A 25,273-nucleotide genomic window follows, 5' to 3' on the forward strand; every position below is an offset into this window, starting at 1 on the left:
TGGTGATTCTTTTCACTTGTAAATCAGTGGTTTAGAGTGTTTGATTGCATATTTTTATCCTTTAAAGATTTGAATATCAAATCATCAATCGACAACTAATAACCATCAACTACTTATCAGTAACAAAATTCTTTTTTGCCAATTCTTTTCTTACGCGGCTCAAGCTTTCCGGGGTAATTCCCAAATAAGAAGCAATCATCCACTGTGGAACTCTCAGCAAAAGGTCTGGATACATTTTAATGAATTTTAAATATCTTTCTTCTGCAGTTTCGCCTAATAAAGAATTGATTCTATCTTGTAAACTTTTTACGTGTTTTTGGATAATTAAATCATTTTTCTCTATCGAATTAGGAAATTCTTCCAATAATTTACTGAAAAAATCTGGCTGAAGAAACAAAACTTCAGAATCTTCTACCGCCTCAATATAATATCGGGATTTTTCATTAAAATAAAGACTGCTTCGGTCACCAATCAACCAATTTTCAGGGGCAAATTGTATCACATGCTCTTTACCGTTTTTATCGATAGAATACATTCTCAAAAGTCCTTTTTCAACAAAAAAAGTATTTCGGCAAACTTCCCCTTCCTGCAAAAGCATTTCGTGCTTGCTTACTTTTTTTAATTCATACTGAATGCTGCACAAATTCACTTTTTCTGCAGGAACTTCAAAAACTTTGGCTAAATAATTATTTATATTACTCATAGAATCTGGCTTAAAGAAATATCCTGATGTGATGCGTTGTTAATGGCTTTTCCGTTTTCAAAAACAATCAATTGCGGACTTTCGTGGCGAATACCAAAATCTTCCGCGATTTTATTAGAAATCGGTCGGAATGCCAAGAGGTCTAGAAAATAAAAACTCACATTTTCGTCATCTGAATTTTCAATTTCTTTTTCAAAATTTTTCAAAACCGTTTTGCTGATAAAACAGCTTGTAGAATGTTTGAAAATGGCTATTCTATTTTCATAAGATTCTTTGATTGCTTTGTTTAAATCTTCCTCAGATTTTATTGTTTTCCAGAAAGATTTTGATTCTTTCTGCTCTTCTTTTCCGCCAAATATTTTATCTAAAAAACTCATACATTAAATTGTTTTAAATGGTGATTAAGATGTTTATACTCCATAAATCCCCAGTCTTTTTCTTTCATTTTACCAAAAAGCTCATGTTTGTTTGGTAAAATATGCTGCTTTGAAGCCAATTGATATTCATCTAACCTCTTTAAAAGATTGTTTTTGGCTTCCTCAAAGTTACATTCAAAATTAACGATTACTTTTTTAAAAGTAGGCATATTTCGGGGAATTCCGTTATTGAAAATCTGTATTTCTCTTTTCACAAAAATCCCTATCGATTTAAACAGAAAATTGATGGGTGGAAGAATTATTTTCTTTAATGCTATCTGCAAAATCAAATCGCAGTGTACAAGCATTTGAGAAACATTCATACTCCCCCATTTTCTATCTGAGGTTTCTGAAAGCTGAGCAATTCTCTGCTTAATTTCGTTAAAATCGTTTTCGTTATGAAGGCTTTTCACGACCAGTTTTGTTCTTTCTTAAGATTCTCAATATGCGCAAAATGATGATTACAATGCCAAACGTAATTGGCAAGATAAACTCTCAGGTTATAATTTTGGTTGTTTTCGGGATGATGAAAAGTTCTTTCAAACTGTTTATTGGTCATTGCTTTCAAGAGAACAGTCCATCTTTGGTGTGTTCCTTTTATAATTCTCATGGCAGGTTTTATCGGCATGTTGGCGCTGTCTTGAAGTTCTGCAAATTTGGCTTCGTCGTAAGGTTTTATCGTGGGATTTTCTTCCGTAAGAGCCAATTTTAAACGAATAAGACTATTCATATGACTGTCTGCAATGTGATTAACGAGTTGTCTTACCGTCCAACCGCCTTCTCGGTATTGTGTGTCTAATTGGTCGTCGTTAAAATTTTCAATCAGATTTTTTAATGTATCAGGGAAATCTTTAATGACTTTAATATATTCTGTGAGTTTGATGTCGCAGATATTTTCAGGAGTTTCAAAGCGACCTATTGGAAATTTTTTCTGTTCTAGATTGTTCATTTTTAATTATCGTGTTTAATACTTCAACTAAAATTACTGCGTTTTTGTCTTTAAGATAATATAACATTATATTTTTGTATTGATCTTCTTTCGAATAAATCATAAAATAATGGTTATACTTTTTTATAGCTAAATCTGAATACAATATTTCTTTCTTATCAAATTGTATGCAAGCATTTTTGAAAAGAATTCCGCCAAGATCAAATATTTCATTATTATTGTATTGTAAGAGATAATGATTCAGAATATCATTAAAATAATAGTTCCAAAGCTCGTCAACAATGTCAGAAAATAATTGATGCTTTTCATTTAGCTTTCTACCGTAAAAAAGTTTGAAGAATATTTTTACTTCTTTTCCTGACTGAGTTTGAACAAAAATCTGATATTCTCTACCAATATAAAATTCTAAACCTTTAATGAAATGAATTCCATAGCGAATTCCTACAATTTCATTTTTAGGAATAATTGAAAATAAATCTTTAATATGATCTTTGTTTTCGAATTTTAAGAAATTTTCATCAATAATCAACTGTCGTTTTCTTATATCAAAAAGACCTCTCACAACGGTAAATTCTCTCATAGATTTTTTATTATTTAAGAACTAAAACCTACATCAGTTTATAATTATTAATTTTTGTAAATGTATTTAAAATTTAGATTTTTTCGCACAAAAAAGGTTTCAATTTTAATTAAATTGAAACCTTTTTTATTTTTAAATTAATCTCTTAATAACCGTGCAAATCAATATCTTCAGTTCTTTGCAGCGTCACTTTCTTACCCATTTTCTTTTGAATCACTCTGAAATGTTGCAGCTCATCATCAGTTAAAATACTGATTGCAGTTCCCTTTTCTCCTGCACGACCCGTTCTACCAATTCTGTGAATATAATCTAAAGGCGAACGAGGTAATTCGTAATTAATTACACAAGGTAAAGACTCTATGTGAATACCGCGACCAATTAAATCAGTTGCCACCAAAATCTGTGCGCCGTTTACTTTAAATTCCTCCAGATTATTTCTACGTGCACCCTGAGATTTTTGACTGTGTATTGCGACTGCTTTTATTTTATTCTTCTTCAGTTTTTCAACCAAATTATCTGCAGATCTTGTAGATGAAACGAAAATTAAAGCTTTTTCAACTTTCTTTTCTTTAATTAAATATCGCAAAAACGGACCTTTATTCTCAGGAGAAACATGATACGCCAATTGCTCGATATTATCAATTTCTACTTCTTCTTTTTTAATCTCAATCATCACAGGATTGATTGATAAACGCTCTTTTATCTCAGAAACTTTATCATTTAAAGTTGCAGAAAATAAAGTCGTCTGTTTGGCAACAGGCATCATTGCAAAAAGTTTATTCATCTCTTCACCAAAGCCTAGCTGAAACATCTTGTCGGCTTCATCAATAACTAAATGCTGAATTCCCGATATACTCAACGCATTATGATCGATCAGGTCTAATAAACGACCCGGTGTTGCTATAAGCACTTCTACACCATACATTCCTTTCATTTGAGGATTGATGGAAACACCACCATAAACAGCCATCGTCTGAATCTCACGTTTTAAATTATCTTTAAAAGCGTTGAAGACCTCTTCGATCTGAATGGCCAATTCACGGGTTGGAACCAAGATTAAAACCTGAATATTTCTATCTTTTTTTACTTCGGCATTCTGTAGTTTTTCCAAAATAGGCATAACAAAACAAGCTGTTTTCCCTGAGCCTGTTTGCGCAATTCCCATTAAGTCTTTTCCTTGCAATATAACAGGAACAGCCTGCTCCTGAATAGGAAATGGTTTTAGGTAACCTAGTTTGTTTACAGAACGAATAATATTGTGTGATAATCCTAACGATTCAAATGACATACCTCTTTATTTGGGACAAAGATAAGCTATTGAGATTTTTATTTATCGCTTAAAACGAAATTCTATTTATAAAATGCCGTTTTGTCAGATAATCGTATTTTGGACAAATATTTGAATGTTAATTTTGAATCATTAAAAAAGAGAAAAACGATATATGAAAAAAGCATTAATAATAGTAGATGTTCAGAATGATTTTTGTGAAGGTGGAGCTCTTGCAGTTCCAGGAGCAAATGAAATAATTCCTTATATTAATCTTCTGATGGAAGATAATCAATACGATCAAATTATTCTTACCCAAGATTGGCATCCTGCAAATCATAAAAGCTTCGCAAGTAATAATGACAGAAAGGTTGGCGAAAGCATCATTTTAAATGGTGTACCACAGTTTATGTGGCCAGATCATTGTGTACAAGGAACTTTCGGTGCAGAATTTCATAAGGATTTGAATAGAGAAAAAGTAACACACGTTATTCAAAAAGGAAAAAATACTGAGATTGATGCTTATAGCGGTTTCCAGGATAACAATCACTTTATGAAAACTGGGTTGGATGATTTCTTAAAATATAATGAAATTCAGTTGGTAGAAATTGTTGGTTTAGCAATGGATTATTGCGTGAAATTTACCGCTATGGATGCTGCAGCCAATGGATATGTGACATGTTTACACTTCAACGGATCTCGTGCTGTCAACGTAAAACCGGATAATGGAAAAGATGCTATCTTTGAAATGGTACAAAAAGGAGTGACTATATTGGGATAATTATGGATAAATCAATTTTTAGAAAAAGTAGTGATAAAGCTGTAATACAAGAAATAGCTTTCATACTAGACCAGAATACAATTCATTATGAAATTATTGATAATGAAAAGGATTTTGACCCTAGTTTTGTGACCAATGTTTCTAAAATTGATTATCAGCTTTTAATCTCTAAAGATGACTTTGAAGCAGCCAACGAATCTATCTCAAGTTATTTTGCAAAAGAAGTTAGTATTCCTGAAGATTATTATTTATTAGATTATTCAAATGAAGAGCTTAAAGAAATTCTTTATAAAAAAGACGAATGGAATGAGTTTGATTATGAAATCACCAAAAAAATTCTTAAAAATAGAGGCGAAAATATAAGTGATCAAGAATTAACTCTTCTCAATGAAAAGCGTAGTTTAGCCTTAAGGAATGAATATGAGAAACCCAAAGAAGTAGAAAATTATATCATTATAGGTTATATTTTTTCTGTTTTAGGTTGTATTTTGTCTTTATTTTGGGGAATTTTAATTTTTGTGAGTTATGGAATTGCAATTGCCATTATTAAACTCAAAAAGCAACTGCCCAATGGTGAAAGAATTTATTATTTTAATCAAAAAGACAGAAAACATGGGAAAAACATATTGTATTTAAGTTTAGCCTTTACAATTTTTTGGATCTTGTTATTAGTCTTTAAATCTAAATCTTAGGGATTACTTTATTACAACACAAAAAAGCCGCAGAATTAATTTTCTGCGGCTTTTTTATAATTTAAGTTTGAAAATTTTAAGGACCAATTAAACTCATAATTTATCACTTAAAACGTTTAACTTTTAAAGCATTTTCAAAGTATTCACTTCCAAATCGCTAAGGATTCTCCAGTGACCTCTTTTGATGTTTTTCTTGGTTAATCCTGCAAACATTACTCTGTCTAAAGATTCCACTTCGTATCCTAATCTTTGGAAAATTCTTCTGATAACACGATTCCAACCGATATGAATTTCGATTCCGACTTCATTTCTAGGTTTTCCTTCGATGAAAGATATTTGGTCAACTTCAGCAATACCTTCATCCAAACGAATTCCTTCGGCAATAAGCTTAAGGTCTTCATTCGTTAGTTTTTTATCTAAAGTTACATGATAAATCTTCTTAGCATCAAAAGATGGATGCGTTAGTTTTTTAGTCATGTGACCGTCATTGGTCAATAGAATAACTCCAGTTGTAGAACGGTCTAATCTTCCTACCGGGAAAACTCTGTACGGAGAAGCATTAGCAACCAAATCCATTACGGTTTTTCTTGCTTTATCATCTTTTGTCGTAGAAATATAACCTTTAGGCTTATTTAATAGTACATAAACAGGCTTTTCTGGCGTAATGCTTTGTCCGTCGAAAATTACTTTATCAGTTTTTTCAACTTGGTAACCCATTTCGGTTACTACTTTCCCGTTAACTTCTACCAAACCTTGAGTAATTAACTCATCAGCTTCTCTCCTGCTGCAAATTCCAGAATTGGCGATATATTTATTCAGACGAATAGTGTCTTTGTGAACATCTTGCTCTACTTTCTTGAATCTTCTTTGTTGTACAAAAGACCTTGCCTTGTCTGAATCTTGATCTTTACCTTCAGATCCGGGTCTTCTTCCGTATTTCAGGCTGCCTCTTTCGTATTTATCTCTAGCATCAAAACTAGTGGGTCTGCTACCTCCTCTTTTGGGAGCAGATTTACCGAAAGTCTTTTTCTCTTCACCTGAACTGGTAATAAAAGGTTCTTGTTCAGTTTTTGAATATTTCTTATTCATTCGAGCCTGATAACTGGTATCATCACTTCTTTTGGAATCAGAATTTCTTTCTCCTGCTTTAGGGAATGACTTCTTGAAAGGTTTTGATCCGGAATCTCCAGATTTAAGAGAACGAGGACTGTCTGAGTTTCTTGTTGAAGATCTAGGTTTTTTAGGTCTCCCTGAATTATTATTGTCTCTGCTCATTCTAAATATTTTTGCAAAGATAGTAATTTAGTTACGAGTTAGAAATTAAGAATCATAACTTTGTAGCTTAGAATAGCTTTAATTATAAAAAAATCATAAGATGATTACCTTATTAGACGAAAATTTTTCGCAGCTTAATCAATTTTTAACCGAAAAATCATTCAGCAAAATTTTTATTTTAGTGGATGAAAATACGCATGAATATTGTCTTCCTGTATTTTTAGGCAACTTAGAAACAGAGATTTCTTTTGAAATTTTAGAGATTGAGGCAGGGGAAGAAATGAAAAATATTCAAACTGCCAATCAGCTTTGGGAAATTCTTACAGAAATGAAAGCCGACAGAAAAGCATTGATTATTAATCTTGGTGGCGGTGTGATTACCGATATGGGAGGTTTTGTAGCTTCTACTTATAAAAGAGGAATTCAGTTTATCAATATTCCAACGACGCTTCTTTCAATGTGTGATGCATCTATCGGAGGCAAAACAGGTATTGACTTGATGCACTATAAAAATATGGTGGGAACATTTTCTTTTCCTGAACAAATATTTGTTTACACTCGATTTTTAGATACCCTTCCTGCAAAAGAACTCAAAAGCGGATTTGCAGAAATGCTTAAACATGGTTTAATCGCTGATAAAAAACATTGGGAAGACTTAATTCAGCTTCAGCATTTAGATTCGGTGGGTATTGAGCCGCTTATTTATCAATCGATGGAAATAAAACAAGAGGTTGTTAATAAAGATTTTCACGAAAAAAATGTAAGAAAAACGTTGAATTTCGGTCACACGATCGGTCATGCTATCGAAAGTTTATGCCTTCAGAGTGGAAACCCGATTCTTCATGGGGAAGCTGTAGCATTGGGAATGATTTGTGAAAGCTACCTTTCTTTTCTTGAAGGTTTAATTGTAAAAGAAGATGCAGATGTAATTATAGAAAATATACAACGATACTTTAGTTTTATTGATTTGAATAATTTTAAAGATGAAGATATTTTCAATTTATTATTGAATGATAAGAAAAATGCAGACGCTAAAATCAATTTTTCTCTGCTTTCCGCAATAGGAAATTGTACTTATGATTACGAATGCAGTACCGAAAATATTCAAAAATCAATCAATTTTTATAAAACACTGAGTGGATTTTAGCTTTTAAACTAAAGTTTTAGATAAATATTTAATAATTTGCTATTTAATACATATTAATTATTTTAAGTTTAACTTGTTTTATTTCAATTAATTATGATAAAAACCATTTGCTTTAGTGAATGGTTTTCTTATTTGTCGCATCAAGTGAATGAATTTTTGGCAAACAATTTGAAAGATACGACTCGTCAAACTGAAAAAGCTTGACAGTAAAATTTAAAATTAGAATTAGTAAAATATTAAAAAATTTAAGTTATGAAAAAGTTAATTTTAGGAATCGCAGTTTTGTCAACATCTTTGGCATTTGCTCAGACGACAACCACTACAACTAAAACAACATCATCTTCAGATGTAAGATTCGGTATTAAAGGTGGTATGAACGTTTCTTCGTTGTCAAAAGACGGTTCGTTAGATGATCAGAAATCTAAAATAGGATTTAATGCAGGTGTATTTGCTACGATTCCTGTGGCAGAGTCTTTCAGCATTCAGCCAGAGGTTTTATACACTCAATATGGAAGTAAAGCAGATTATACAGTATTAGGAACTAAATATTCTTCATCTACAAAATTAGACTATGTTGCCGTTCCGGTAATGTTCCAATATAATTTTGTACCTAACTTTTATGTAGAAGCAGGTCCTGAATTTGGATTGATGGTAAGTGCTAAAAATAAAGTTAAAAACGAATCTAATGGTGCTTCATCAACTACAGATAACTATAAGGATGATTTAAATTCATTCAACTTAGGTATTGGTCTTGGTGCAGGTTATTATTTCACAGATAATATCGGTATTACTGCAAGATATGTTGCTGGTGTAACTGATATTGCTAAAGACAGACCAAGTAATTCAGATGCTGTAAGAAATAATACTTTCCAAGTAGGTTTAGCTTACAAATTCTAAGACAAGAAGATAAAATCTTATTTCAATAATAAAGGTCAGACTTAATTTTAAGTCTGACCTTTTTATAGTTGATTTAATTAATCTTAATTAAATAATTCTATTTCTTCTCCTTTTGCAACCGGATATTCTTCAGTAAAGCATCCGAAACAGTGGTTTGAAGAACCTAAAATTTCTTTTAAATTATCAGTACTTAAAAACTCTAAAGAATCTACTCCTAAATAATCTCTAAGTTCTTCTGTTGTCATATTTGCAGAAATCAAATCATCTTTTGATGGTGTATCAATTCCTAAATAACAAGGTGCGATAATCGGTGGAGAAACACTTCTAAAATGAATTTCCTTCACACCTGCTTCTTTTAAAATTTTAACCAATCTCTTAGAAGTTGTTCCACGAACGATAGAATCGTCAATGATAACCACTTTTTTATCCTTGATTTCAGAAATAATCGGGTTCAGCTTTAGGTTGACAATTCTTTCTCTCATTTCCTGAGTAGGAACGATGAAACTTCTACCAATATATCTGTTTTTAATTAAGACCGGACGGAAAGGTATTCCTGAAGCCTTAGAAAAACCAATGGCAGCAGGAACTCCAGAATCAGGAACTCCAATCACGATATCGGCATCTACAGGAGCTTGTTCCCAGATTTTCTCACCAGATTTTTCTCTGATTTCGTAAACGTTAATGTTTTCTAAAGTAGAATCGGGTCTTGCAAAATAAATATATTCAAAAGAACAGATTCTTTGCTTAGCTCTTTCTTCATCTACCATAATTGAGTGGATTTTCCCAGGCTCATTTTCATTTGTATAAATGATTTCACCAGGTAAAATGTCACGTACATATTGAGCGCCTACAGCATCCAAAGCAACAGATTCTGAAGCAACAACATAAGAATTCTCGTTGATTGCTCCTAAAACTAAAGGTCTGATTCCGTTGAAATCTCTGAAAGCAAAGAATTTATTTCTCGTCATTCCCACCACAGAATAAGCACCTTCAATTTTCTCCATTGTCGCTTTAATAGCACCACGAAGTCCAAGGTCAAGATTTTTTTGAATCAATCTTAAAATAACCTCAGAATCTGAAGTCGCTCTGAAGACTACACCTTCAGCTTCCAACTCTTGTTTTAGCTCTTTTGCATTGGTTAAATTACCGTTGTGAGCAATAGAAAGTATAATCTGGTCGTACTCATTTTTTGCAAAAAATGGCTGAAAATTATACTTCTTTTTGTCTCCTGCAGTCGTGTAACGGGTATGTCCGATTGCAGAATTCCCCATAAAAGTCTCAGGATTCTGAATCTCTTTATAAACATCCAAAACCAAACCTTCATCTTTCATGTTGGTGATTTTCCCGTCTTTAAGGACAGAAATACCACAAGCTTCCTGACCTCTGTGCTGAAGTGCAAAAAGCCCGAACTGTGAAAGTGAAAACGTATCCAAATCGTTATCAGAATACATTCCAAAGATTCCGCACTCCTCATTCGGAGCATCCAGTCTTTCTTCTTCCTGCGTTCTGAAAAGATTTCTTCCGTAGGTTTGAGTGTCAAACTGTTTTAAATATTCACTTTTATGAATGTCTAAACTTTTCATTTCTATTTTTTCTAAATTAGAAGTTAGATATTAGATGTTAGAAATTAGTCTAAGTTAACTTCAATTATAATTTTAAACTTGTCTTCAATGAATAAATCATTTTCTGTATCTCAGTTAAAAGTTCTTTTAAAGGAATTATTTTCGTTTCAGAAATAAAATTTAAATCTATTAATAATTGTAACTGAGTTTGTAGCTCATATGTAGAGCCAAACGCAATTCCAAGAAATTGATAAAATTCGTTTTTATTATTTCTTCCTGCTCCTTCTGCGATATTAGATGGTATTGAGACTGCACATCTTCTGATTTGAGAAAGTAAACCAAACCTTTCTTCATTTGGCAATTCTGCAGTAACCAAATAGACTTCTTTTACTAAAGCCATTGATTTGCTCCAAACTTTCAAATCTTCAATTCGGTGCGATTTCATACTAAATTCTAATATCTAACTTCTAACATCTCAAACTTTACTTATTAAGTACAGTTTTCAATCTGTTATAGATCTCAACGTAAGCTTCAGTTACTTCACCAAGATCTCTTCTGAATCTGTCTTTATCTAGCTTCTTCATGGTATCTTTGTCCCAAAGTCTACAAGTATCAGGAGAAATTTCGTCAGCAAGAATGATTTCGCCGTTCGCCGTTTTTCCTAATTCGATTTTGAAATCTACCAAGATGATGTTCATTTTATCGAAAAGATCGATTAAGATATCGTTGATGTCTGAAGTTAATTCATACATCTCATCAAGCTCTTCATACGTTGCAGCTCCTAAGAAAACAGCGTGGTGATCGTTGATTAGCGGATCTCCTAATTCGTCTTTTTTGTAGCAGATATCGAAGATTGTTACCGGAGATTTAATTCCTTCTTCCACTCCTAATCTTTGAGCCATGCTTCCTGCAGAATAGTTTCTTACCACCATTTCCAAAGGAATAATTGATACTTTTGTTACCAATTGCTCTCTTTCGTCTAATTGTTTGATGAAATGAGTTTTAATTCCTTTCTCATTTAAATATTCAAAAATAAGAGTAGTGATGGCGTTGTTCATTTCACCTTTCAAATCTACAGATCCTCTTTTTTGAGCATTAAATGCAGTTGCATCGTCTTTGAAACGTACGACAACTTCTTCAGGATTTTCGGTTGCAAATACTTGTTTTGCTTTCCCTTCATACAGCATTTCTAGCTTTTGACTCATAATTTTTACTTTTTTTACTTTAGAAAACCTCGAATCAAAGGTTTTCTGTTATAGTTAGATTTATATTACTTTTCACTTAATTAAAATTCCTGCTAAAACAGCGATTCCAAAACTTAATAAGGTACCTATTAATACGTACTCTGTAAGTTTTCTCTGTTTTGCCTGTGCCAAATCACTAAATCTGAAAACAGATTTTGCGGCAATCATAAAACCTACGCCTTCCCAATGATTGACAACAATAAAAGTGAAGACTAATAAACGTTCTAAAATTCCGATATATTTTCCGGCACTCGATAAAGATTCTGTTTGTATATTTCCTTCTTCTTCCGTTACTGGAGTCCAAGATGATAATAATAGTTTAATGAAAATTGATGCGGGAGTCGTTAAAAATAAAGCGCCCATTGTAATTTTCAAAAAGTCCTGATTTTTAAGAAAATCAAAATTAAATTCACCAAAATAAAGAGAAACTCCACCAATCACAGCAACATGAAGTGCCTGATCGATGAAAAACCAGCTTTTTTTAGTTTGATTATTCTGGAAACTTAGTTTACACGCGTCAATAATGAAATGAGAAATACCCACTAAAACAGCTACCCACCAAAGTTTAAGATCCCAAAGAAAAATAAGACTTAAAACAGTATGAATTAGGACGTGAAAATAGAGGTATGAACTTTTCAGTTTATTGCGCTCTTTATCTGCAACCCAAGAATTTGGCTGAAGAATAAAATCTCCGAGTAAATGTGCCAATATGAGTTGAATAAAAATCATGCTTATAGTTCTGAAATTTTCTTTCTAAAATATTGATTGGTTTCTACGATAAGTTCGTAGTTTGCCCGTTTCAGTCTCTGACTGATTGATGACTGAGAAATTGCAAATTTCTTTGCCAAATCTTCCTGGGTGATATCTTGGTTCATGATCATTTCGTGAATGATTTCAGAAGTAGCCATCGTCCAGTTATCGAAATCTTTAGATGCCCATTTTAATAAAATATTCAGATCTCGGTCTATTGCATCGTTGGAGGTTTTGATGGAAACGGTGTCGCCATCACTCTTCAGGTCATTTAATAATCTTCCGGAGTTTACATACGCAGTACCATTGGATTCTGTGATTTTTTCGGATGAAAAATTCTCCAGCCCAATTCCAATTGCGATTCTAACGTCTAAATTTTCCTGACTTTTTATAAGAGATTTGATAGCTAAGAAATGCCAAAAGACATCATCGATATTACATTTAAACTGAAACTCGTCTCCTCTGTATATTTCCCATACTTGTGGAGCATTCCCCCATTTTTCTAGGAGATTTTTAAGCTTGGTAATCCAAACTTCAGTGTCTGCATGTTGCGAATTAATAATATCACCCGTGATGACCGCTATCATTTTGCAAATATAATCATTATTACTTATAAATAAAATATATAAGTAGATTTGCTTATAATTTTTAAATATTAGCTTTTTTGCTTATAATTCTTTATCGATATTAAAAATAAAAAAAGCTGTAAGCTATGCATATTTAGTTGGCATCATTCTAAGATTGAATAGTGCTGATGTTGACATCAACTACTCTATTGTTGGGTTTTAATTAATTTTATTTTTCCTGTAATCAACTTACAAGTAATTAGTTACAGTCTGAAAAGAAAAAGGTGTTATCGTGTATATGATTGATTAAAAAATTTAAATTAGATAAAACTTTAATTGTAATGGATTTGCTTAAAGAAAAATTTCCATTTTTATCTGATGAAGATTTGGAATCTCTTGCTCAAATATCAGACGTACAAACGTATGGTAGGCGTGAAGAAATCATTAGCATCGGCAAGTATAGTGGCGATTTTATGTATACTATAAATGGTATTTTAAGGGGATATTATATAGATGATTTAGGGGAAGAGAGAAATGTTTTTCTAGTCAATAATAATATGTTTTTTGGAAGCCCGGAATGTATTTTAGATGATAAAGCTTCTAATTATATTTTTGAAACGGTTACAAATACATCACTTATAGTTTTCGAATATAAAAAACTCGAGCAGCTCGCCAGTGAAAACAAAAATATCTTCCGTTTTTACACCGATGCCGTAAAAAGTATCCTCCGTTTTTTTGTTATTAGATTAAATGATTTCACTTGCTCATCTCCGCAAGAAAGATTTCTAAAACTACAAGACTCGCGTCCTCTTTTAATAAAAAATGCTAAAACAAAATTATTAGCAAATTTCCTTGGTTTATCACCAAATTCTCTTTCTAGAATTAAAGCAAGACTTTTTAAGAAACGCTAACTTTTGTATATTTTTTTCTCAAAGCCATTATATAATTTTGTCACTGTTTCCATTAACTTAAATATTTAAAATAATGAAAAAATTAATCTTAGATAGTTTGATCGTTGTTGTTTCTACAGCTTCAATTCAAGGTCAAACGATAAAATTAGACGCAAAGCAAAAAGAAGCCACTGTACACACTAAAAAAACAAACAATGACTTGTTGAGTTATTTGCCTTTTGGTGATAAAACTGATTTCGATAATGCCCGAAAAGGATTTATTGCAACTTTGGATGAAGGTGAAATAAAAGATGAAAATGGGAATGTAGTGTATAGTATGAAACAGTATGATTTCATTAAAGGAAACGCGCCAGCTACAACAAACCCTAGTCTTTGGAGGCAAAGTGAATTAAATAGCATCAACGGTCTTTTTAAGGTTACAGACGGTGTTTATCAAATCAGAGGTTTTGATTTAGCTAATATGAGTTTAATCGAAGGAAACACAGGGTGGATTATTGTGGATCCTCTGCTTTCGCCTTCAACAGCCAAAGCTGGTCTTGATCTTGCCAATAAACATTTAGGAAAAAGACCTGTCGCAGCTATCATTATTACCCATAGCCACATTGATCATTTTGGAGGTGTAAGAGGCATCGTTGATGAAGCAGATGTAAAAAGTGGTAAGGTGCCCATTTATGTTCCGGAAGGGTTTTTTGAACACTCGGTGGCAGAAAATGTAATGGGAGGAAATACCATGGGGAGGCGAGCTTCATATATGTACGGGAACTTGTTGGCAAAAGATGCTAAAGGAACTTTAGGAACCGGATTGGGGCAAACAACTTCTACAGGAATGGCAGGTATTTTGGATGGTACACATATTATTAATAAAAAAGAAGAAAGTCATACGATTGATGGGATTGAAGTAGAGTTTACTTACGCGCCAGAATCTGAAGCACCTGCAGAAATGATGTTTTATTTTCCGAAATATAAAGCATTTTGTCAGGCAGAAGATTTGAACCATACACTGCACAATTTATATACTTTAAGAGGAGCTCAAGTGAGGAATGGTAAAAAATGGAGTCAATATATTGACCATGCCATTGCGAAATGGGGAGATAATGTTACAGCATCATTTGGTTCACACCATTGGCCAACTTGGGATAATAAAAACATTAGAATTTATTGGGAAAGTCAGAGGGATTTATATAGATTTATTCACGATCAAACACTTAGGCTGGCAAATAATGGATTTACACCAAGAGAAATTGCTGAAATGTTGAAACTCCCCGAATCATTAGATAAAAAGTTTTACAACAGGGGTTATTATGGCTCTGTGAGTCATGACGTAAGGGCGCAGTATCAGTTGTATTTTGGTTGGTTTGATGGCAATCCTTCTAATCTTAACAAGCTTACTCCAACAGATGGCGGAAAAAAATACGTTGAATTTATGGGTGGTGCAAACAATTTACTTGCACAGGCGCAAAAATCCTATGATAAAGGAGAATATCGTTGGGTAGCAGAAGTCGTGAGTCATTTGGTTTTTGCAGAGCCTAATAATAAGAATGCAAGATATCTTTTAGCAGATGCTTATGAGCAGCTAGGCTACATTGCAGAATCTGGTCCGTGGAGAAATTTTTATATTTCTGGTGCTTTAGAATTAAGAAATGGTGTGAGAGAACTGCCAACTCCTAATACAGCTGGGCCAGATATGATAAAAGGAATGACCACAGAGTTGTTTTTTAATTTCTTAGCGATGAAGTTTATTGGCACTGATGCTGAAGCTTCAAAAATGAAATACAATTTCAATATTACAATGCCTGATGTGAATGAGAAATTGGCATTAATTGTTGGAAACGGAACGGTAACGCCTAGAATCGGTTCGCATGTTAAAAATGATATCACCGCAGATATCACACTTAATAGGTCAGATTTAGACAGGATAAATCTTGGTGAAACAAGTTTTAATGATTTATTGAAAAGTAAGAAAATTAAAATAAAAGGAGATGAAGCAGCATTTGCAAAATTTTTATCTAAGATTGATAATTTTAAATTTTGGTTTAATATTGTAGAACCTTAAAAAAGAATGAATTCGGTTGGTATAATAAGTATATATCAACCGAATTTTTTTATTGAAACTATGAAAAAATCAATCGCTTTACTATTGCTAATTTCTGTAAATTTCTTTGCTCAAGCTCAAGAAGATTTTTTTTATGAAATGAAAGTTTCTACAAACCTCGTTGAAAAAGAAAGCTTTTATTTGGAAGTTAATACTAACTGGAAGCATGTTTATAATGAAGTTGGCTGGAGGCGTTTGGGTGTTGCGGGTATGGCGACTAAAAAAATAAATAACTGGTCACTTTATGGTGGTTTGTCTACATTTTACACATTCAATAAAGATATCGTTAATTATTTAGAAATAAGACCACGGATAGGTTTGGGGTTAACTACCCCTATTGTAGACAGACTTACTTTAAATCAAAGACTTTTGGGTGAATGGCGAAATCATTTCTATTCTAAGGAAAATAAAAACAGAAGTTACACAAGGTCTCGTTATCGAGTATTGCTGAATTATACAATTGCTGAAAACAAAGAAAAGCAAACGGCATGGAAAGTAAAACCAAGTATAGAATGGTATTTTACTAAAAATGTTGCTTATGGCGAACGCTTTGCAGAATCTAGAAGATATACTTTAATGCTGTCACGTGAATTTAAAAACAAAGATGAATTAAGTATTGGCTACAGATATGAAGATTTTATAAAATTATTAGAACAAAACAAAATTGGACACCTTGTTTTATTAGAATATAGTTTTTGATTAAAAACTTATTTAAACTTTTTATTAAACCACAAAAGGCACAAAAGATTTAGATATTTCTATTAAAGCTTATTTTTAAAATGAAAAAAGAACACAGAAGCTTTCAAAAATCTTTGATTTTTATTCTTTTGAGAGCTTTGAATATCTAATCATGTGCATTTCAAATATCTTTTGTCTCTCTTTTGCGGTTAAACAAAAATTAGTTTAAACAGCTTTTAAATATTATTGCTTCTAAACTAATTTAATTGAAGATTTTTTAGCTAATTAGGTGTCTTTTCTTATCAGTTCTTTTGCGATAAACAGTTTTCCTAAAAAAAAACTTCGCCCAATATTGAGCGAAGTTTTTTTTATATTTCGTTTCAGAAGCTTATTTCTTAATAAACGGATAAGTTTTATCATCCAGTTTTAATAAATAGGAACCTGTTTTTAAGTTCTGTACAGAGATATTTTTCTTTTTTTCGAATGGATTTTTCTCTGTGTAAAGTAATTTTCCTGAGTAATCGAATATTTTTGCTTCTTGAATGTTTTCTATTTTTCCACTCACAAAAATGTTTTCATGAGCCGGATTTGGATAGATTTTAAATTCTTTTCCAGCTAATAGTTCTACATCAGAAGTTGATAAAGAGCCTGTATTTTCGCAGTAATTACTTGCATAAGAGTCCCATTCGCTTACAGTGAATGTTGAATTAGGTTCTGTGACAGTATTTTTTCTGTATAACGAAACATTTGCATTGTTATTGCTTATAAACTTATTTCCAATTGCATCAACCTTTGTTGATTGATAAGCTAATTCCACATATTGAGTTCCTGTGAAAGCTAAAGCCTCTCCTGCTGTAAGAAATAATGCATCATTGTTTGTGAAACATGATAGTGTAGATTTTGGATTAAGGATTACAAAGCTTTCGTTGTTGAGGATTTTACCTTCGAGCTCAAAAGTTCCGGTAAAATAATAAGAATCAGTTGTGTTATTGTAGTATTGGGCTTTTATACTGTAGTTATTTAAATTGACTTCATGTCCGGTTTTATTTACAATTTCCAAAGCCTTATTATTGTCTGTTCCTTCAATGTATTTTGTAATTAAAAGATCTTTAAAATTTGAATCTGTTGCAAGAGTTGATACATTCGCAGTATTGCTGTCTGTAGATTCTAAATAGCCTTGATCGTAAGCTCTCACCGTAAATGAATAAGATGTTGCAGGATTTAAATGATCAACAATAAGGGAAGTTGATTTTGTTGTCGTTAGAAAAACTCCATTTTGATATACATTATACCCTATTACGTCGTTACTTGTGCTCGGTGACCAAGTCAGATTTGTAAAATAAGCTCCGGATTGAGAGGTGTTTAAATTGGTAGGAGCCTGTGGTGCAATAGCATCTGGAGTTTGTGTCCAAATTTCGTTAACCCATTGAGGGTTGTCAATAAAAGGATTCCTGTTATTCTGAATAGTATATACGGCATTGTTTCTATTGATTTCTCGCTGAGAAACAGGGTCTTGTGTATGCCATTGAATAAGCATTGAAATATAAGCAGAATCAAAAGCTCGCTCTGCTGTACCATCAAATGGAGAGCGGTCAATCGCAGGATTGATATTGGTAGAATGATTAAATCCAGGCAGTTTGTCTTCATATCTTACTGCAAAATAAAGCAGCATTCTTGCGATATCACCCTTAAATTCATTGATGGGTTCATAAACTCTATTGGTGTATGAGTAATTAGGAATAGCGCTATTGGCAATCTTAGATGTGTTGCTGAAGGTATGGTGGATGGTAGAATTTCCAATTCCATACGGATAATTGTTTCGCAATTGATTGATTCTTGCATCGGTAGGAATTACAAAATGCAAGTCTGAATACATCGGATAATTGCTATTAAATGTACTTTGGGGTATCGCATGTTCCCTATTATACCCTAATCCTTCAGTTCCGGAAGTACTGATTAGGTTTGCAGAAGTATATTCGTAAGCATCCGGTCCGGCAGGGATTTCAGAATATATATCCAGTAAAATTGTGGTATTGTTAGATCCGTGATCATAATATTGATCTAAATCGGTTTGGTTGTAATAGTTAGGCAAATCCCCATAGCCCCAATTTACATTTTTGGTTGCAGTAATTTCATGCAGCTTAGTCTTTAATGCGTACCCAGTCAGTCCTGTCGTTCCATTATAATATCCCGATGGAATCTGGGCTGAAATAGAAGCGGATATTAAAAGTATAGGAAGTAAAAAATTTTTCATGTTTAAAAAATTGGACAACTAAAGTAAGAAATAAACATAATTAAAATCAAATAAGATGATTAATATAATGTTAATAATTTGAAATTAATTTACTGAATATTAATTACTTATTTGCTTCAATTTAGCTTCAGAACAAATTATTTTAGTATTTCAGCAATTTAAGTATCTTTGGGACATAACTATACATGTAATATGAACACAGAAACGATTAACAACATCAAAATGATCGCGGAAACAGCAAAGGAATTTGCTGAAAAGAACATCAGACCCAATATTATGGAGTGGGACGAAAGTCAAACTTTCCCTAAAGAGCTATTTCATCAGTTAGGTGATATGGGTTTCATGGGAATTGTAATTCCTGAAGAATATGGCGGTTCTGGTCTTGGTTATCATGAGTATGTTGCTATTCTGGATGAGATTTCTCAGGTTGATCCTTCAATCGGATTATCTGTTGCAGCGCACAACTCACTTTGTACCAACCACATTTATGAGTTTGGTAACGAAGAGCAAAGGAACAAATGGTTACCACAATTGGCTACCGGAAAAGTAATAGGAGCTTGGGGGCTTACAGAGCATAACACAGGGTCAGATTCTGGTGGGATGTCTACTACAGCTGTAAAAGATGGTGATGAGTGGATCATTAATGGAGCTAAAAACTTTATTACTCACGCAATTTCTGGTGATATTGCAGTAGTAATGACAAGAACAGGTGAAATTGGAGCTAAAAACAATTCTACAGCATTTGTTTTAGAAAAAGGAATGGCTGGTTTTACTTCTGGTAAAAAAGAAAACAAATTAGGAATGAGAGCTTCAGAAACTGCAGAGCTTATTTTTGATAACGTTCGTGTTTCAGATGCAAACCGTTTAGGTGAAGTAGGTGAAGGTTTCAAGCAGGCGATGAAAATTCTTGACGGTGGTAGAATTTCTATTGCTGCTTTAAGTTTAGGAACAGCAAAAGGAGCTTATAAAGCTGCTTTAAAATATGCTAAAGAAAGAAAACAATTCGGAAAATCAATTTCAGAATTCCAGGCGATTAACTTTATGTTGGCAGATATGGCAACAGAAATTGATGCGGCAGAATTGTTGATTCAAAGAGCTTCTACTTTGAAAAATGCAAAACAAAAAATGACCAGAGAAGGGGCAATGGCAAAATTATATGCTTCTGAAGCTTGTGTGAGAATATCAAACAATGCGGTTCAGATTTTTGGAGGTTACGGATATACTAAAGATTTCCCAGCTGAAAAATACTACAGAGATTCTAAACTTTGTACAATTGGTGAGGGTACTTCAGAAATTCAAAGATTAGTAATCGGAAGAGATATTACTAAATAGTTTTTGGTTTAAATTACCTTAATTCAAGATAAAGCAATAGCATACGAGATATTCGTATGCTATTTTCATTTTATAGAGATTTATTTTTAATTATATTTAATGTATTGCATATTGTTTTATATTAATTGTCTAAAAATTTCTTAAATAATTTTGTTTTTCATAATAATATTTTTATTAGCTTTGATATTCCAAAATCAAAATAGATATTATATGAAAAAACAACTATTGGTGATTGGGATGCTGGCTTCGGGCATTTCTTTCGCACAGACAGACCGTCTTTGGTCTGAAGGTTCTAGAAAAACAAATTCAGAAATTTTTGAAAACAAATCAACAATCAACAATCCGAAAATCTATAGTTTAGATATTGAGGGGTTAAAAAATGCTTTGGCAAAAGCTCCAAAAAGATTGGCTGTTGGTGAAAAATCACAAATTATCATTTCCTTCCCAAATTCTGAGGGCAAAATGGAGAATTTTAAAGTGAGAGAAAATTCTAATTTTGATCCTCAATTGGCTGCGAAATATCCGGATATCAAATCTTATGTTGGTGAAGGATTGGGAGATTCAAATTCGACAGTTTATTTTAGTATTTCTCCATTAGGATTATCCTCGATGGAGATTTACAATGACAAGTCTGCGGTTTTCATTGAACCTTATACTAAAAATCTTTCAACGTATGTCGTTTACAGAAAATCAGACAAAAAAGATGACCTTAATAAATTTGAATGTACGGTAATTGATGTAGCTCAAAAAGGAGTTTCAGGTTTAGATAATCTTCAGGCGAGACCTAATGCAGATGATGCCAAATTAAGAACATTCAGATTAGCTTTGTCTTCCACAGGAGAATACACCACGTATTTTGGAGGGACGAAAGCTCTTGCTTTAGCAGCAATGAATAATACAATGACCCGTGTAAATGGAGTTTTTGAAAAAGATTTTTCAGCAAGAATGGTTTTAATTGCCAATAATGACGCGGTAATCTACACCAATGCTTCTACAGATCCTTATTCTGCAGCTTCAGGAATGAGCAGCTGGAATTCTCAGCTTCAATCGACCTTAACTTCAGTAATTGGTGAGGCTAATTATGATGTAGGGCATTTATTCGGTGCTTCCGGAGGTGGCGGAAACGCAGGCTGTATTGGTTGTGTTTGTGTAAACGGATCTAAAGGAAGTGGTTATACTTCGCCTGCAGATGCAATTCCTTCAGGTGATAATTTTGATATCGATTATGTAGCTCACGAATTGGGTCACCAGTTTGGTGGAAATCATACTTTCTCTCATTCTAATGAAGGTACGGGTGTAAATATGGAGCCAGGCTCGGGATCAACTATTATGGGATATGCCGGAATTACAAGTCAGGATATTCAGGCGCATTCAGATTCTTTCTTTCATGCGGTGAGCATCCAGCAGATTACCGATAATATTAAAGCTAAAACCTGTCCTACAAGTACGAGTACAGGAAACTCAATACCAACAGCAAACGCAGGTGCAGATTATACCATTCCAAAAGGGACGCCATTTATGTTAACTGGTGCGGGAACTGATGCAAACGGTGATGCTCTTACTTATATTTGGGAACAAATGAATAATGCATCTTCTTCTCAAACAGGAGCGAGCTCAGCAGCAAGTGCTACAAAGGCAACTGGTCCTACTTTTAGGTCATGGACTCCACAAACAACGCCTACAAGATATTTTCCAAGAATGGCTTCTGTTTTAACTGGAGCTACCACAACGGCTGGTTCGGAAATTACTGTTGAAGCATTGTCAAATGTTGCAAGATCTTATAATTTTAGATTTACAGTTCGTGATAATAGATCTGGAGGTTCAGGGAATAATTCTGACGATGCAGTAATTACAGTAAACGGAACTGCAGGTCCATTCAGTGTGAGCTCTCAAAACACATCGACAACTTATTCTGGAGGAACTTCTCAAACGATTACCTGGAATGTTGCTGGAACAACGGCTAATGGTGTGAATGCAGCTAATGTAGATATTCTTTGGTCTACAGATAGTGGAAATACGTGGACTACTCTACTTTCAGGAACTCCAAATGATGGCTCTCAAGCGGTAACAATTCCAAATACTTCTACTACGACAGGAAGAATTATGGTAAAAGGTTCGAATCATATTTTCTTTGATGTAAATAATGCGAATATTACAGTAAATGCAGGCTCAGGAACTTCAGATACTACTCCACCGACAGCTCCAACTTTAGCGGCTTCAGGAACAACTTCTACAAGCACCAATCTTTCTTGGTCGGGTGCTACAGATAATGTTGCGGTGACAGGTTACGATGTTTATCAAGGGACTTCATTGGTGGGCTCTACAACTTCAACTTCTTATACGGTAACAAGTTTAACGCCTTCTACAACGTATAGTTTTACTGTTAAAGCTAAAGATGCTGCAGGAAATAATTCGGCTTCAAGCAATACGGTTTCTGTAACGACACTTGCGGGAAGTGTAGTTACTTATTGTTCTGCAACTGCAACGAATACGGCAGATGAAAGAATTGGAAATGTAAGCTTCGGAACGATTAATAATACATCAACGGGAACTGCGGGTTATGAAAACTTTACGGCAGTTTCTACAAACATAACAAGAGGTACAGCGTATACAGTTTCTGTAACTCCGGTTTGGACTTCAACTAAATATAATGAAGCGTACGCGGTATATATTGACTACAATAAAGATGGAGATTTTACAGACAGCGGAGAATTGGCTTGGACAAAAATAGGTTCACAGACAAGTCCGGTGACTGGATCTATTACAATTCCGTCAACTGCAACACTTGGCACTACAAGAATGAGAGTAATGATGCAGTATAATTCTGTTCCGTCGTCTTCATGCGGTTCTTATACTTACGGACAGGTTGAAGATTATACTTTAAATATTGTGTCATCAGGAAGAGGTGACGATTTTGATACAAAAGATTTAATGACAGATATTAAAGTGTATCCAAACCCAGCAAGAGATATTTTGAATGTCTCAAATACAACAAATGAAGATTATAAAATCTTCGATATGGGTGGAAAACTAATCAATTCCGGAAAACTTAAAAGTGGCTCAGTGAATATAAGTGGTCTTGTAAAAGGCGCTTATGTGATTCAGGTGGGCGAAATGTCTAAGAGATTTATTAAAAACTAATTATCATCTTAATTAACCTTGAGATAGGAAGGCTGTTCGGAAACGAGCAGTCTTTTTTTATGAATAAAATATCTACAGATCAAATTACGATTAGCTTTTTGTGTTGTTTTTTTTGGTACATAACAAAAACTAAAAACGTCTTTTTAACCGCAAAAGTATCAAAAGAAATAATTGAAAAATGAGAAACTCAAAAGCTTACAAAATGTTTTTTTTTATTTTATCAGTTGTTTTGTTGGCTTTTGAGTAACTTATCCATTATGAAATCTTTTGCCGCTTTTGTGGTTAAAAAAAATTATGTACTAAAACTAAATCACTAAAATCTAATTTCTGCAACCTAAAACCTAAAATCTAATATCTAATTTTTATATTTGCCTTAAATAAAAAATTTCATGGATAAAATTGACAGCCTGAACCAAGTAGCAGAATTCCACACCACTTTTAAAGCACCTATTTTAGAAACTCCACAAATTCCTTCTCAGGAAAGATGCGACTTGAGAGTTGAGCTTTTACAGGAAGAATTAAATGAATTGAAGCAGGCGATTGCTGATAATAATATTGTAGAAATTGCTGATGCATTGTGCGATTTGCAGTATGTTTTGAGCGGTGCAGTTTTAGAATTCGGATTGGGTGATAAATTTGTAGAATTATTCAATGAAGTTCAGCGTTCTAATATGTCTAAAGCTTGCGATAACGAAGAGCAGGCAAATGAAACTGTAGAATTTTATAAAGAAAAAGAAGTTGAATCTTTCTACGAGAAATCAGGCGAAAAATTTAACGTCTACAGAAAAGCAGATCATAAAGTATTAAAAAATAAATACTACTCTCCTGCGGATTTAAAAACAATAATTGAAAAATAAGATGAAAAAATTGATTACCAAAATTTGCACCCTCACCGTTTTAACCTTGGCTATGCAGCAGTTTAGTGCTCAGAAAGTTGTGGTAAACAGAGAGGTTGAAACGACTAATGACGGCAAAATGCTTTTGGGGCATCAGCTTAAAGAGCAGTTTTCTAAAGAGCCTTATTCAGAATGGTATACAAAAGAATTTAACGAATATGCTTTAGACCAAAAAGCGGTTACGGAACTAAGAAAAAATAATATTAATTCTTACAATCTGATTGTTTTTGTGGGAACTTGGTGCGAAGATAGCCATAGAGACTTTCCTAGGTTGATGAAGATTTTGGCGGAAGTAAAATATCCGGACAGTAGATTGACAATTATTGCGGTTAACCGTAAGAAAGAATCTCCTACTGGGGATGAAGCAAAATATAATGTTTCAAAGGTTCCTACAATTATTGTTGAAAAATATGGCAAGGAAATTGGAAGAATGATAGAGATGCCGACTACCGGGTATGTAGAAAGAGACCTTGTAGAAATCTTAAAAAAAGATGACCAGTCGGTAATCAAAGAAATATTTAAAAAAGAAAATTGAGAAATTTAAAGTTAATTATTCCATTTGTTGCGGGCATTCTTTTGATGCTGATTCTGTTTTTTAGTTTTAAATCTTGCTTTAAAATGAGCGAGAAAACTGAAAAATCGGATTATTATATTCTGACCAATCAGATTTCTAAGATGAACAAAATGGTTGTTTTAGAACAGGATTTTTCTGCGATGCAGAAAACAAAATTTGGTTACGAATTCCTTGGGAAAGAAATGACGAGTAATAGCATAATTACTTATACTAAAACCAATGCTCAGGTTTCTTACGATCTGAATAAGATGAAAATAGAAGTTGATTCTATTGGTAAAAGACTTATTGTTAAAGAGCTTCCCAATGCAGATATCAGAATTACGCCGAGTGTAGAAATTCAGTCATTAGACGATTCTTTCCTCAATAGAATTTCTGAGCAGGATATCAAAAATGTGCAGCAAAAAGCCAAACAAGCCGCCATAAAATCTGTAGACCAGAATAAATTGAGAAGCGAAGGTCATCAACAATTAATGGAAAATCTTAACAATATTTTCGTTTTGGCAAAGGCTTTGAATTATAAGATAGAAGATCAAACCGGAAAAATCGGTGTTCTTGGACTCTAAAAA

The 25,273-nt window shown here is 33.2% G+C and carries 25 protein-coding genes; 12 read left to right on the forward strand and 13 right to left on the reverse strand.

Annotated elements, in window-relative coordinates:
• Nucleotides 1-109 precede the first annotated feature (109 nt).
• The 6 genes from LO744_RS10035 to LO744_RS10060 form a co-directional block, all read right to left on the reverse strand.
• Nucleotides 110-703: a Crp/Fnr family transcriptional regulator gene (locus LO744_RS10035; protein ID WP_230669068.1), complete on the reverse strand. Its 594-nt coding sequence runs from the start codon at nucleotides 701-703 to the stop codon at nucleotides 110-112.
• On the reverse strand, nucleotides 700-1,080 hold the full coding sequence (gene ytxJ, locus LO744_RS10040) for a bacillithiol system redox-active protein YtxJ (protein WP_230669070.1): 381 nt from the start codon (nucleotides 1,078-1,080) through the stop codon (nucleotides 700-702). Before ytxJ ends, LO744_RS10035 begins: the two co-directional genes overlap by 4 nt.
• Nucleotides 1,077-1,532: a hypothetical protein gene (locus LO744_RS10045; protein ID WP_230669072.1), complete on the reverse strand. Its 456-nt coding sequence runs from the start codon at nucleotides 1,530-1,532 to the stop codon at nucleotides 1,077-1,079. Before LO744_RS10045 ends, ytxJ begins: the two co-directional genes overlap by 4 nt.
• Nucleotides 1,529-2,068: a YfiT family bacillithiol transferase gene (locus LO744_RS10050; RefSeq protein ID WP_230669074.1), complete on the reverse strand. Its 540-nt coding sequence runs from the start codon at nucleotides 2,066-2,068 to the stop codon at nucleotides 1,529-1,531. The genes LO744_RS10045 and LO744_RS10050 overlap by 4 nt, the downstream gene beginning before the upstream one ends.
• Nucleotides 2,025-2,648 carry a hypothetical protein gene (locus LO744_RS10055; protein WP_230669076.1) on the reverse strand — a complete coding sequence of 208 codons (624 nt, stop codon included), beginning with the start codon at nucleotides 2,646-2,648 and terminating at the stop codon, nucleotides 2,025-2,027. Before LO744_RS10055 ends, LO744_RS10050 begins: the two co-directional genes overlap by 44 nt.
• Before the next feature lie 145 nt (nucleotides 2,649-2,793).
• Nucleotides 2,794-3,936 carry a DEAD/DEAH box helicase gene (locus LO744_RS10060; RefSeq protein ID WP_230669078.1) on the reverse strand — a complete coding sequence of 381 codons (1,143 nt, stop codon included), beginning with the start codon at nucleotides 3,934-3,936 and terminating at the stop codon, nucleotides 2,794-2,796.
• Nucleotides 3,937-4,090: 154 nt separating this feature from the next.
• On the opposite strand from LO744_RS10060, the gene pncA reads away from it, so the two are divergent.
• Both pncA and LO744_RS10070 read left to right on the forward strand, forming a co-directional pair.
• On the forward strand, nucleotides 4,091-4,696 hold the full coding sequence (pncA, locus tag LO744_RS10065) for a bifunctional nicotinamidase/pyrazinamidase (protein WP_230669080.1): 606 nt from the start codon (nucleotides 4,091-4,093) through the stop codon (nucleotides 4,694-4,696).
• A 2-nt stretch (nucleotides 4,697-4,698) separates the two neighbouring features.
• A complete protein-coding gene (locus LO744_RS10070) occupies nucleotides 4,699-5,388 on the forward strand; it encodes a hypothetical protein (protein ID WP_230669082.1) in 690 nt (229 codons plus the stop codon).
• Between the two features lie 123 nt (nucleotides 5,389-5,511).
• Here the strand turns inward: LO744_RS10070 and LO744_RS10075 are convergent, their stop codons facing one another.
• Nucleotides 5,512-6,663, reverse strand: a complete 1,152-nt coding sequence (locus tag LO744_RS10075; protein WP_230669084.1) for a pseudouridine synthase — start codon at nucleotides 6,661-6,663, stop codon at nucleotides 5,512-5,514.
• Between the two features lie 100 nt (nucleotides 6,664-6,763).
• Between LO744_RS10075 and aroB the strand changes: the two genes are divergently transcribed.
• Nucleotides 6,764-7,810 carry a 3-dehydroquinate synthase gene (gene aroB, locus LO744_RS10080; RefSeq protein ID WP_230669086.1) on the forward strand — a complete coding sequence of 349 codons (1,047 nt, stop codon included), beginning with the start codon at nucleotides 6,764-6,766 and terminating at the stop codon, nucleotides 7,808-7,810.
• Nucleotides 7,811-8,062: 252 nt separating this feature from the next.
• On the forward strand, nucleotides 8,063-8,707 hold the full coding sequence (locus tag LO744_RS10085; protein ID WP_230669088.1) for a porin family protein: 645 nt from the start codon (nucleotides 8,063-8,065) through the stop codon (nucleotides 8,705-8,707).
• Between the two features lie 83 nt (nucleotides 8,708-8,790).
• On the opposite strand, the gene purF is transcribed toward LO744_RS10085, so the two are convergent.
• The 5 genes from purF to LO744_RS10110 form a co-directional block, all read right to left on the reverse strand.
• Nucleotides 8,791-10,290: an amidophosphoribosyltransferase gene (gene purF, locus LO744_RS10090; RefSeq protein WP_230669090.1), complete on the reverse strand. Its 1,500-nt coding sequence runs from the start codon at nucleotides 10,288-10,290 to the stop codon at nucleotides 8,791-8,793.
• A gap of 64 nt (nucleotides 10,291-10,354) precedes the next feature.
• Nucleotides 10,355-10,714, reverse strand: coding sequence for a four helix bundle protein (locus LO744_RS10095; RefSeq protein WP_230669092.1), 360 nt, complete (start codon nucleotides 10,712-10,714; stop codon nucleotides 10,355-10,357).
• Nucleotides 10,715-10,751: 37 nt separating this feature from the next.
• The gene (gene purC, locus LO744_RS10100; RefSeq protein WP_230669095.1) at nucleotides 10,752-11,474 is read right to left on the reverse strand and encodes a phosphoribosylaminoimidazolesuccinocarboxamide synthase; all 723 of its coding nucleotides are present in this window, start codon (nucleotides 11,472-11,474) and stop codon (nucleotides 10,752-10,754) included.
• Between the two features lie 72 nt (nucleotides 11,475-11,546).
• Complete coding sequence (locus LO744_RS10105; protein ID WP_230669097.1) at nucleotides 11,547-12,242, reverse strand: DUF3307 domain-containing protein; 696 nt, start codon at nucleotides 12,240-12,242, stop codon at nucleotides 11,547-11,549.
• 2 nt (nucleotides 12,243-12,244) lie between these two features.
• On the reverse strand, nucleotides 12,245-12,850 hold the full coding sequence (locus LO744_RS10110; protein ID WP_230669099.1) for a SatD family protein: 606 nt from the start codon (nucleotides 12,848-12,850) through the stop codon (nucleotides 12,245-12,247).
• A gap of 320 nt (nucleotides 12,851-13,170) precedes the next feature.
• Here LO744_RS10110 and LO744_RS10115 point away from each other — a divergent pair, with 320 nt between their 5' ends.
• The 3 genes from LO744_RS10115 to LO744_RS10125 all read left to right on the forward strand — a co-directional run bounded on the left by LO744_RS10115 (nucleotide 13,171) and on the right by LO744_RS10125 (nucleotide 16,531).
• A complete protein-coding gene (locus LO744_RS10115; RefSeq protein ID WP_230669101.1) occupies nucleotides 13,171-13,740 on the forward strand; it encodes a Crp/Fnr family transcriptional regulator in 570 nt (189 codons plus the stop codon).
• 73 nt (nucleotides 13,741-13,813) lie between these two features.
• On the forward strand, nucleotides 13,814-15,793 hold the full coding sequence (locus LO744_RS10120; protein ID WP_230669103.1) for an alkyl/aryl-sulfatase: 1,980 nt from the start codon (nucleotides 13,814-13,816) through the stop codon (nucleotides 15,791-15,793).
• A 60-nt stretch (nucleotides 15,794-15,853) separates the two neighbouring features.
• Entirely contained in the window at nucleotides 15,854-16,531 is a 678-nt protein-coding gene (locus LO744_RS10125) for a DUF2490 domain-containing protein (protein ID WP_230669105.1), read from the forward strand.
• Nucleotides 16,532-16,898: 367 nt separating this feature from the next.
• Here LO744_RS10125 and LO744_RS10130 read toward each other — a convergent pair whose 3' ends face one another.
• The gene (locus tag LO744_RS10130) at nucleotides 16,899-18,764 is read right to left on the reverse strand and encodes an endonuclease (protein WP_230669107.1); all 1,866 of its coding nucleotides are present in this window, start codon (nucleotides 18,762-18,764) and stop codon (nucleotides 16,899-16,901) included.
• 192 nt (nucleotides 18,765-18,956) lie between these two features.
• On the opposite strand from LO744_RS10130, the gene LO744_RS10135 reads away from it, so the two are divergent.
• The 5 genes from LO744_RS10135 (at nucleotide 18,957) to LO744_RS10155 (ending at nucleotide 25,270) form a co-directional block, all read left to right on the forward strand.
• Nucleotides 18,957-20,096 (forward strand): acyl-CoA dehydrogenase family protein, encoded by a 1,140-nt coding sequence (locus LO744_RS10135; protein ID WP_230669109.1) that lies wholly within the window; start codon nucleotides 18,957-18,959, stop codon nucleotides 20,094-20,096.
• A 210-nt stretch (nucleotides 20,097-20,306) separates the two neighbouring features.
• A complete protein-coding gene (locus tag LO744_RS10140; RefSeq protein WP_230669111.1) occupies nucleotides 20,307-23,237 on the forward strand; it encodes a reprolysin-like metallopeptidase in 2,931 nt (976 codons plus the stop codon).
• A 389-nt stretch (nucleotides 23,238-23,626) separates the two neighbouring features.
• Nucleotides 23,627-24,094 (forward strand): nucleoside triphosphate pyrophosphohydrolase family protein, encoded by a 468-nt coding sequence (locus tag LO744_RS10145; RefSeq protein ID WP_230669113.1) that lies wholly within the window; start codon nucleotides 23,627-23,629, stop codon nucleotides 24,092-24,094.
• Between the two features lies 1 nt (nucleotide 24,095).
• On the forward strand, nucleotides 24,096-24,668 hold the full coding sequence (locus tag LO744_RS10150) for a TlpA family protein disulfide reductase (RefSeq protein WP_230669115.1): 573 nt from the start codon (nucleotides 24,096-24,098) through the stop codon (nucleotides 24,666-24,668).
• Nucleotides 24,665-25,270, forward strand: coding sequence for a DUF4230 domain-containing protein (locus LO744_RS10155; RefSeq protein WP_230669117.1), 606 nt, complete (start codon nucleotides 24,665-24,667; stop codon nucleotides 25,268-25,270). Before LO744_RS10150 ends, LO744_RS10155 begins: the two co-directional genes overlap by 4 nt.
• Nucleotides 25,271-25,273 lie beyond the last annotated feature (3 nt).

The sequence above is a fragment of the Chryseobacterium turcicum genome, from assembly GCF_021010565.1.
GTDB lineage: Bacteria > Bacteroidota > Bacteroidia > Flavobacteriales > Weeksellaceae > Chryseobacterium > Chryseobacterium turcicum.

Excerpts from the sequence above, each read along its gene's own strand:
- purC (WP_230669095.1), bottom strand. The coding sequence starts at position 11,474 with ATGAGTCAAAAGCTAGAAATGCTGTATGAAGGGAAAGCAAAACAAGTA.
- LO744_RS10070 (WP_230669082.1), top strand. The coding sequence starts at position 4,699 with ATGGATAAATCAATTTTTAGAAAAAGTAGTGATAAAGCTGTAATACAA.
- LO744_RS10085 (WP_230669088.1), top strand. The coding sequence starts at position 8,063 with ATGAAAAAGTTAATTTTAGGAATCGCAGTTTTGTCAACATCTTTGGCA.
- ytxJ (WP_230669070.1), bottom strand. The coding sequence starts at position 1,080 with ATGAGTTTTTTAGATAAAATATTTGGCGGAAAAGAAGAGCAGAAAGAA.
- LO744_RS10060 (WP_230669078.1), bottom strand. The coding sequence starts at position 3,936 with ATGTCATTTGAATCGTTAGGATTATCACACAATATTATTCGTTCTGTA.
- LO744_RS10145 (WP_230669113.1), top strand. The coding sequence starts at position 23,627 with ATGGATAAAATTGACAGCCTGAACCAAGTAGCAGAATTCCACACCACT.
- LO744_RS10035 (WP_230669068.1), bottom strand. The coding sequence starts at position 703 with ATGAGTAATATAAATAATTATTTAGCCAAAGTTTTTGAAGTTCCTGCA.
- purF (WP_230669090.1), bottom strand. The coding sequence starts at position 10,290 with ATGAAAAGTTTAGACATTCATAAAAGTGAATATTTAAAACAGTTTGAC.
- LO744_RS10140 (WP_230669111.1), top strand. The coding sequence starts at position 20,307 with ATGAAAAAACAACTATTGGTGATTGGGATGCTGGCTTCGGGCATTTCT.
- LO744_RS10050 (WP_230669074.1), bottom strand. The coding sequence starts at position 2,068 with ATGAACAATCTAGAACAGAAAAAATTTCCAATAGGTCGCTTTGAAACT.
- LO744_RS10125 (WP_230669105.1), top strand. The coding sequence starts at position 15,854 with ATGAAAAAATCAATCGCTTTACTATTGCTAATTTCTGTAAATTTCTTT.
- pncA (WP_230669080.1), top strand. The coding sequence starts at position 4,091 with ATGAAAAAAGCATTAATAATAGTAGATGTTCAGAATGATTTTTGTGAA.
- aroB (WP_230669086.1), top strand. The coding sequence starts at position 6,764 with ATGATTACCTTATTAGACGAAAATTTTTCGCAGCTTAATCAATTTTTA.
- LO744_RS10095 (WP_230669092.1), bottom strand. The coding sequence starts at position 10,714 with ATGAAATCGCACCGAATTGAAGATTTGAAAGTTTGGAGCAAATCAATG.
- LO744_RS10120 (WP_230669103.1), top strand. The coding sequence starts at position 13,814 with ATGAAAAAATTAATCTTAGATAGTTTGATCGTTGTTGTTTCTACAGCT.
- LO744_RS10150 (WP_230669115.1), top strand. The coding sequence starts at position 24,096 with ATGAAAAAATTGATTACCAAAATTTGCACCCTCACCGTTTTAACCTTG.
- LO744_RS10135 (WP_230669109.1), top strand. The coding sequence starts at position 18,957 with ATGAACACAGAAACGATTAACAACATCAAAATGATCGCGGAAACAGCA.
- LO744_RS10110 (WP_230669099.1), bottom strand. The coding sequence starts at position 12,850 with ATGATAGCGGTCATCACGGGTGATATTATTAATTCGCAACATGCAGAC.
- LO744_RS10055 (WP_230669076.1), bottom strand. The coding sequence starts at position 2,648 with ATGAGAGAATTTACCGTTGTGAGAGGTCTTTTTGATATAAGAAAACGA.
- LO744_RS10105 (WP_230669097.1), bottom strand. The coding sequence starts at position 12,242 with ATGATTTTTATTCAACTCATATTGGCACATTTACTCGGAGATTTTATT.
- LO744_RS10075 (WP_230669084.1), bottom strand. The coding sequence starts at position 6,663 with ATGAGCAGAGACAATAATAATTCAGGGAGACCTAAAAAACCTAGATCT.
- LO744_RS10130 (WP_230669107.1), bottom strand. The coding sequence starts at position 18,764 with ATGAAAAATTTTTTACTTCCTATACTTTTAATATCCGCTTCTATTTCA.
- LO744_RS10115 (WP_230669101.1), top strand. The coding sequence starts at position 13,171 with ATGGATTTGCTTAAAGAAAAATTTCCATTTTTATCTGATGAAGATTTG.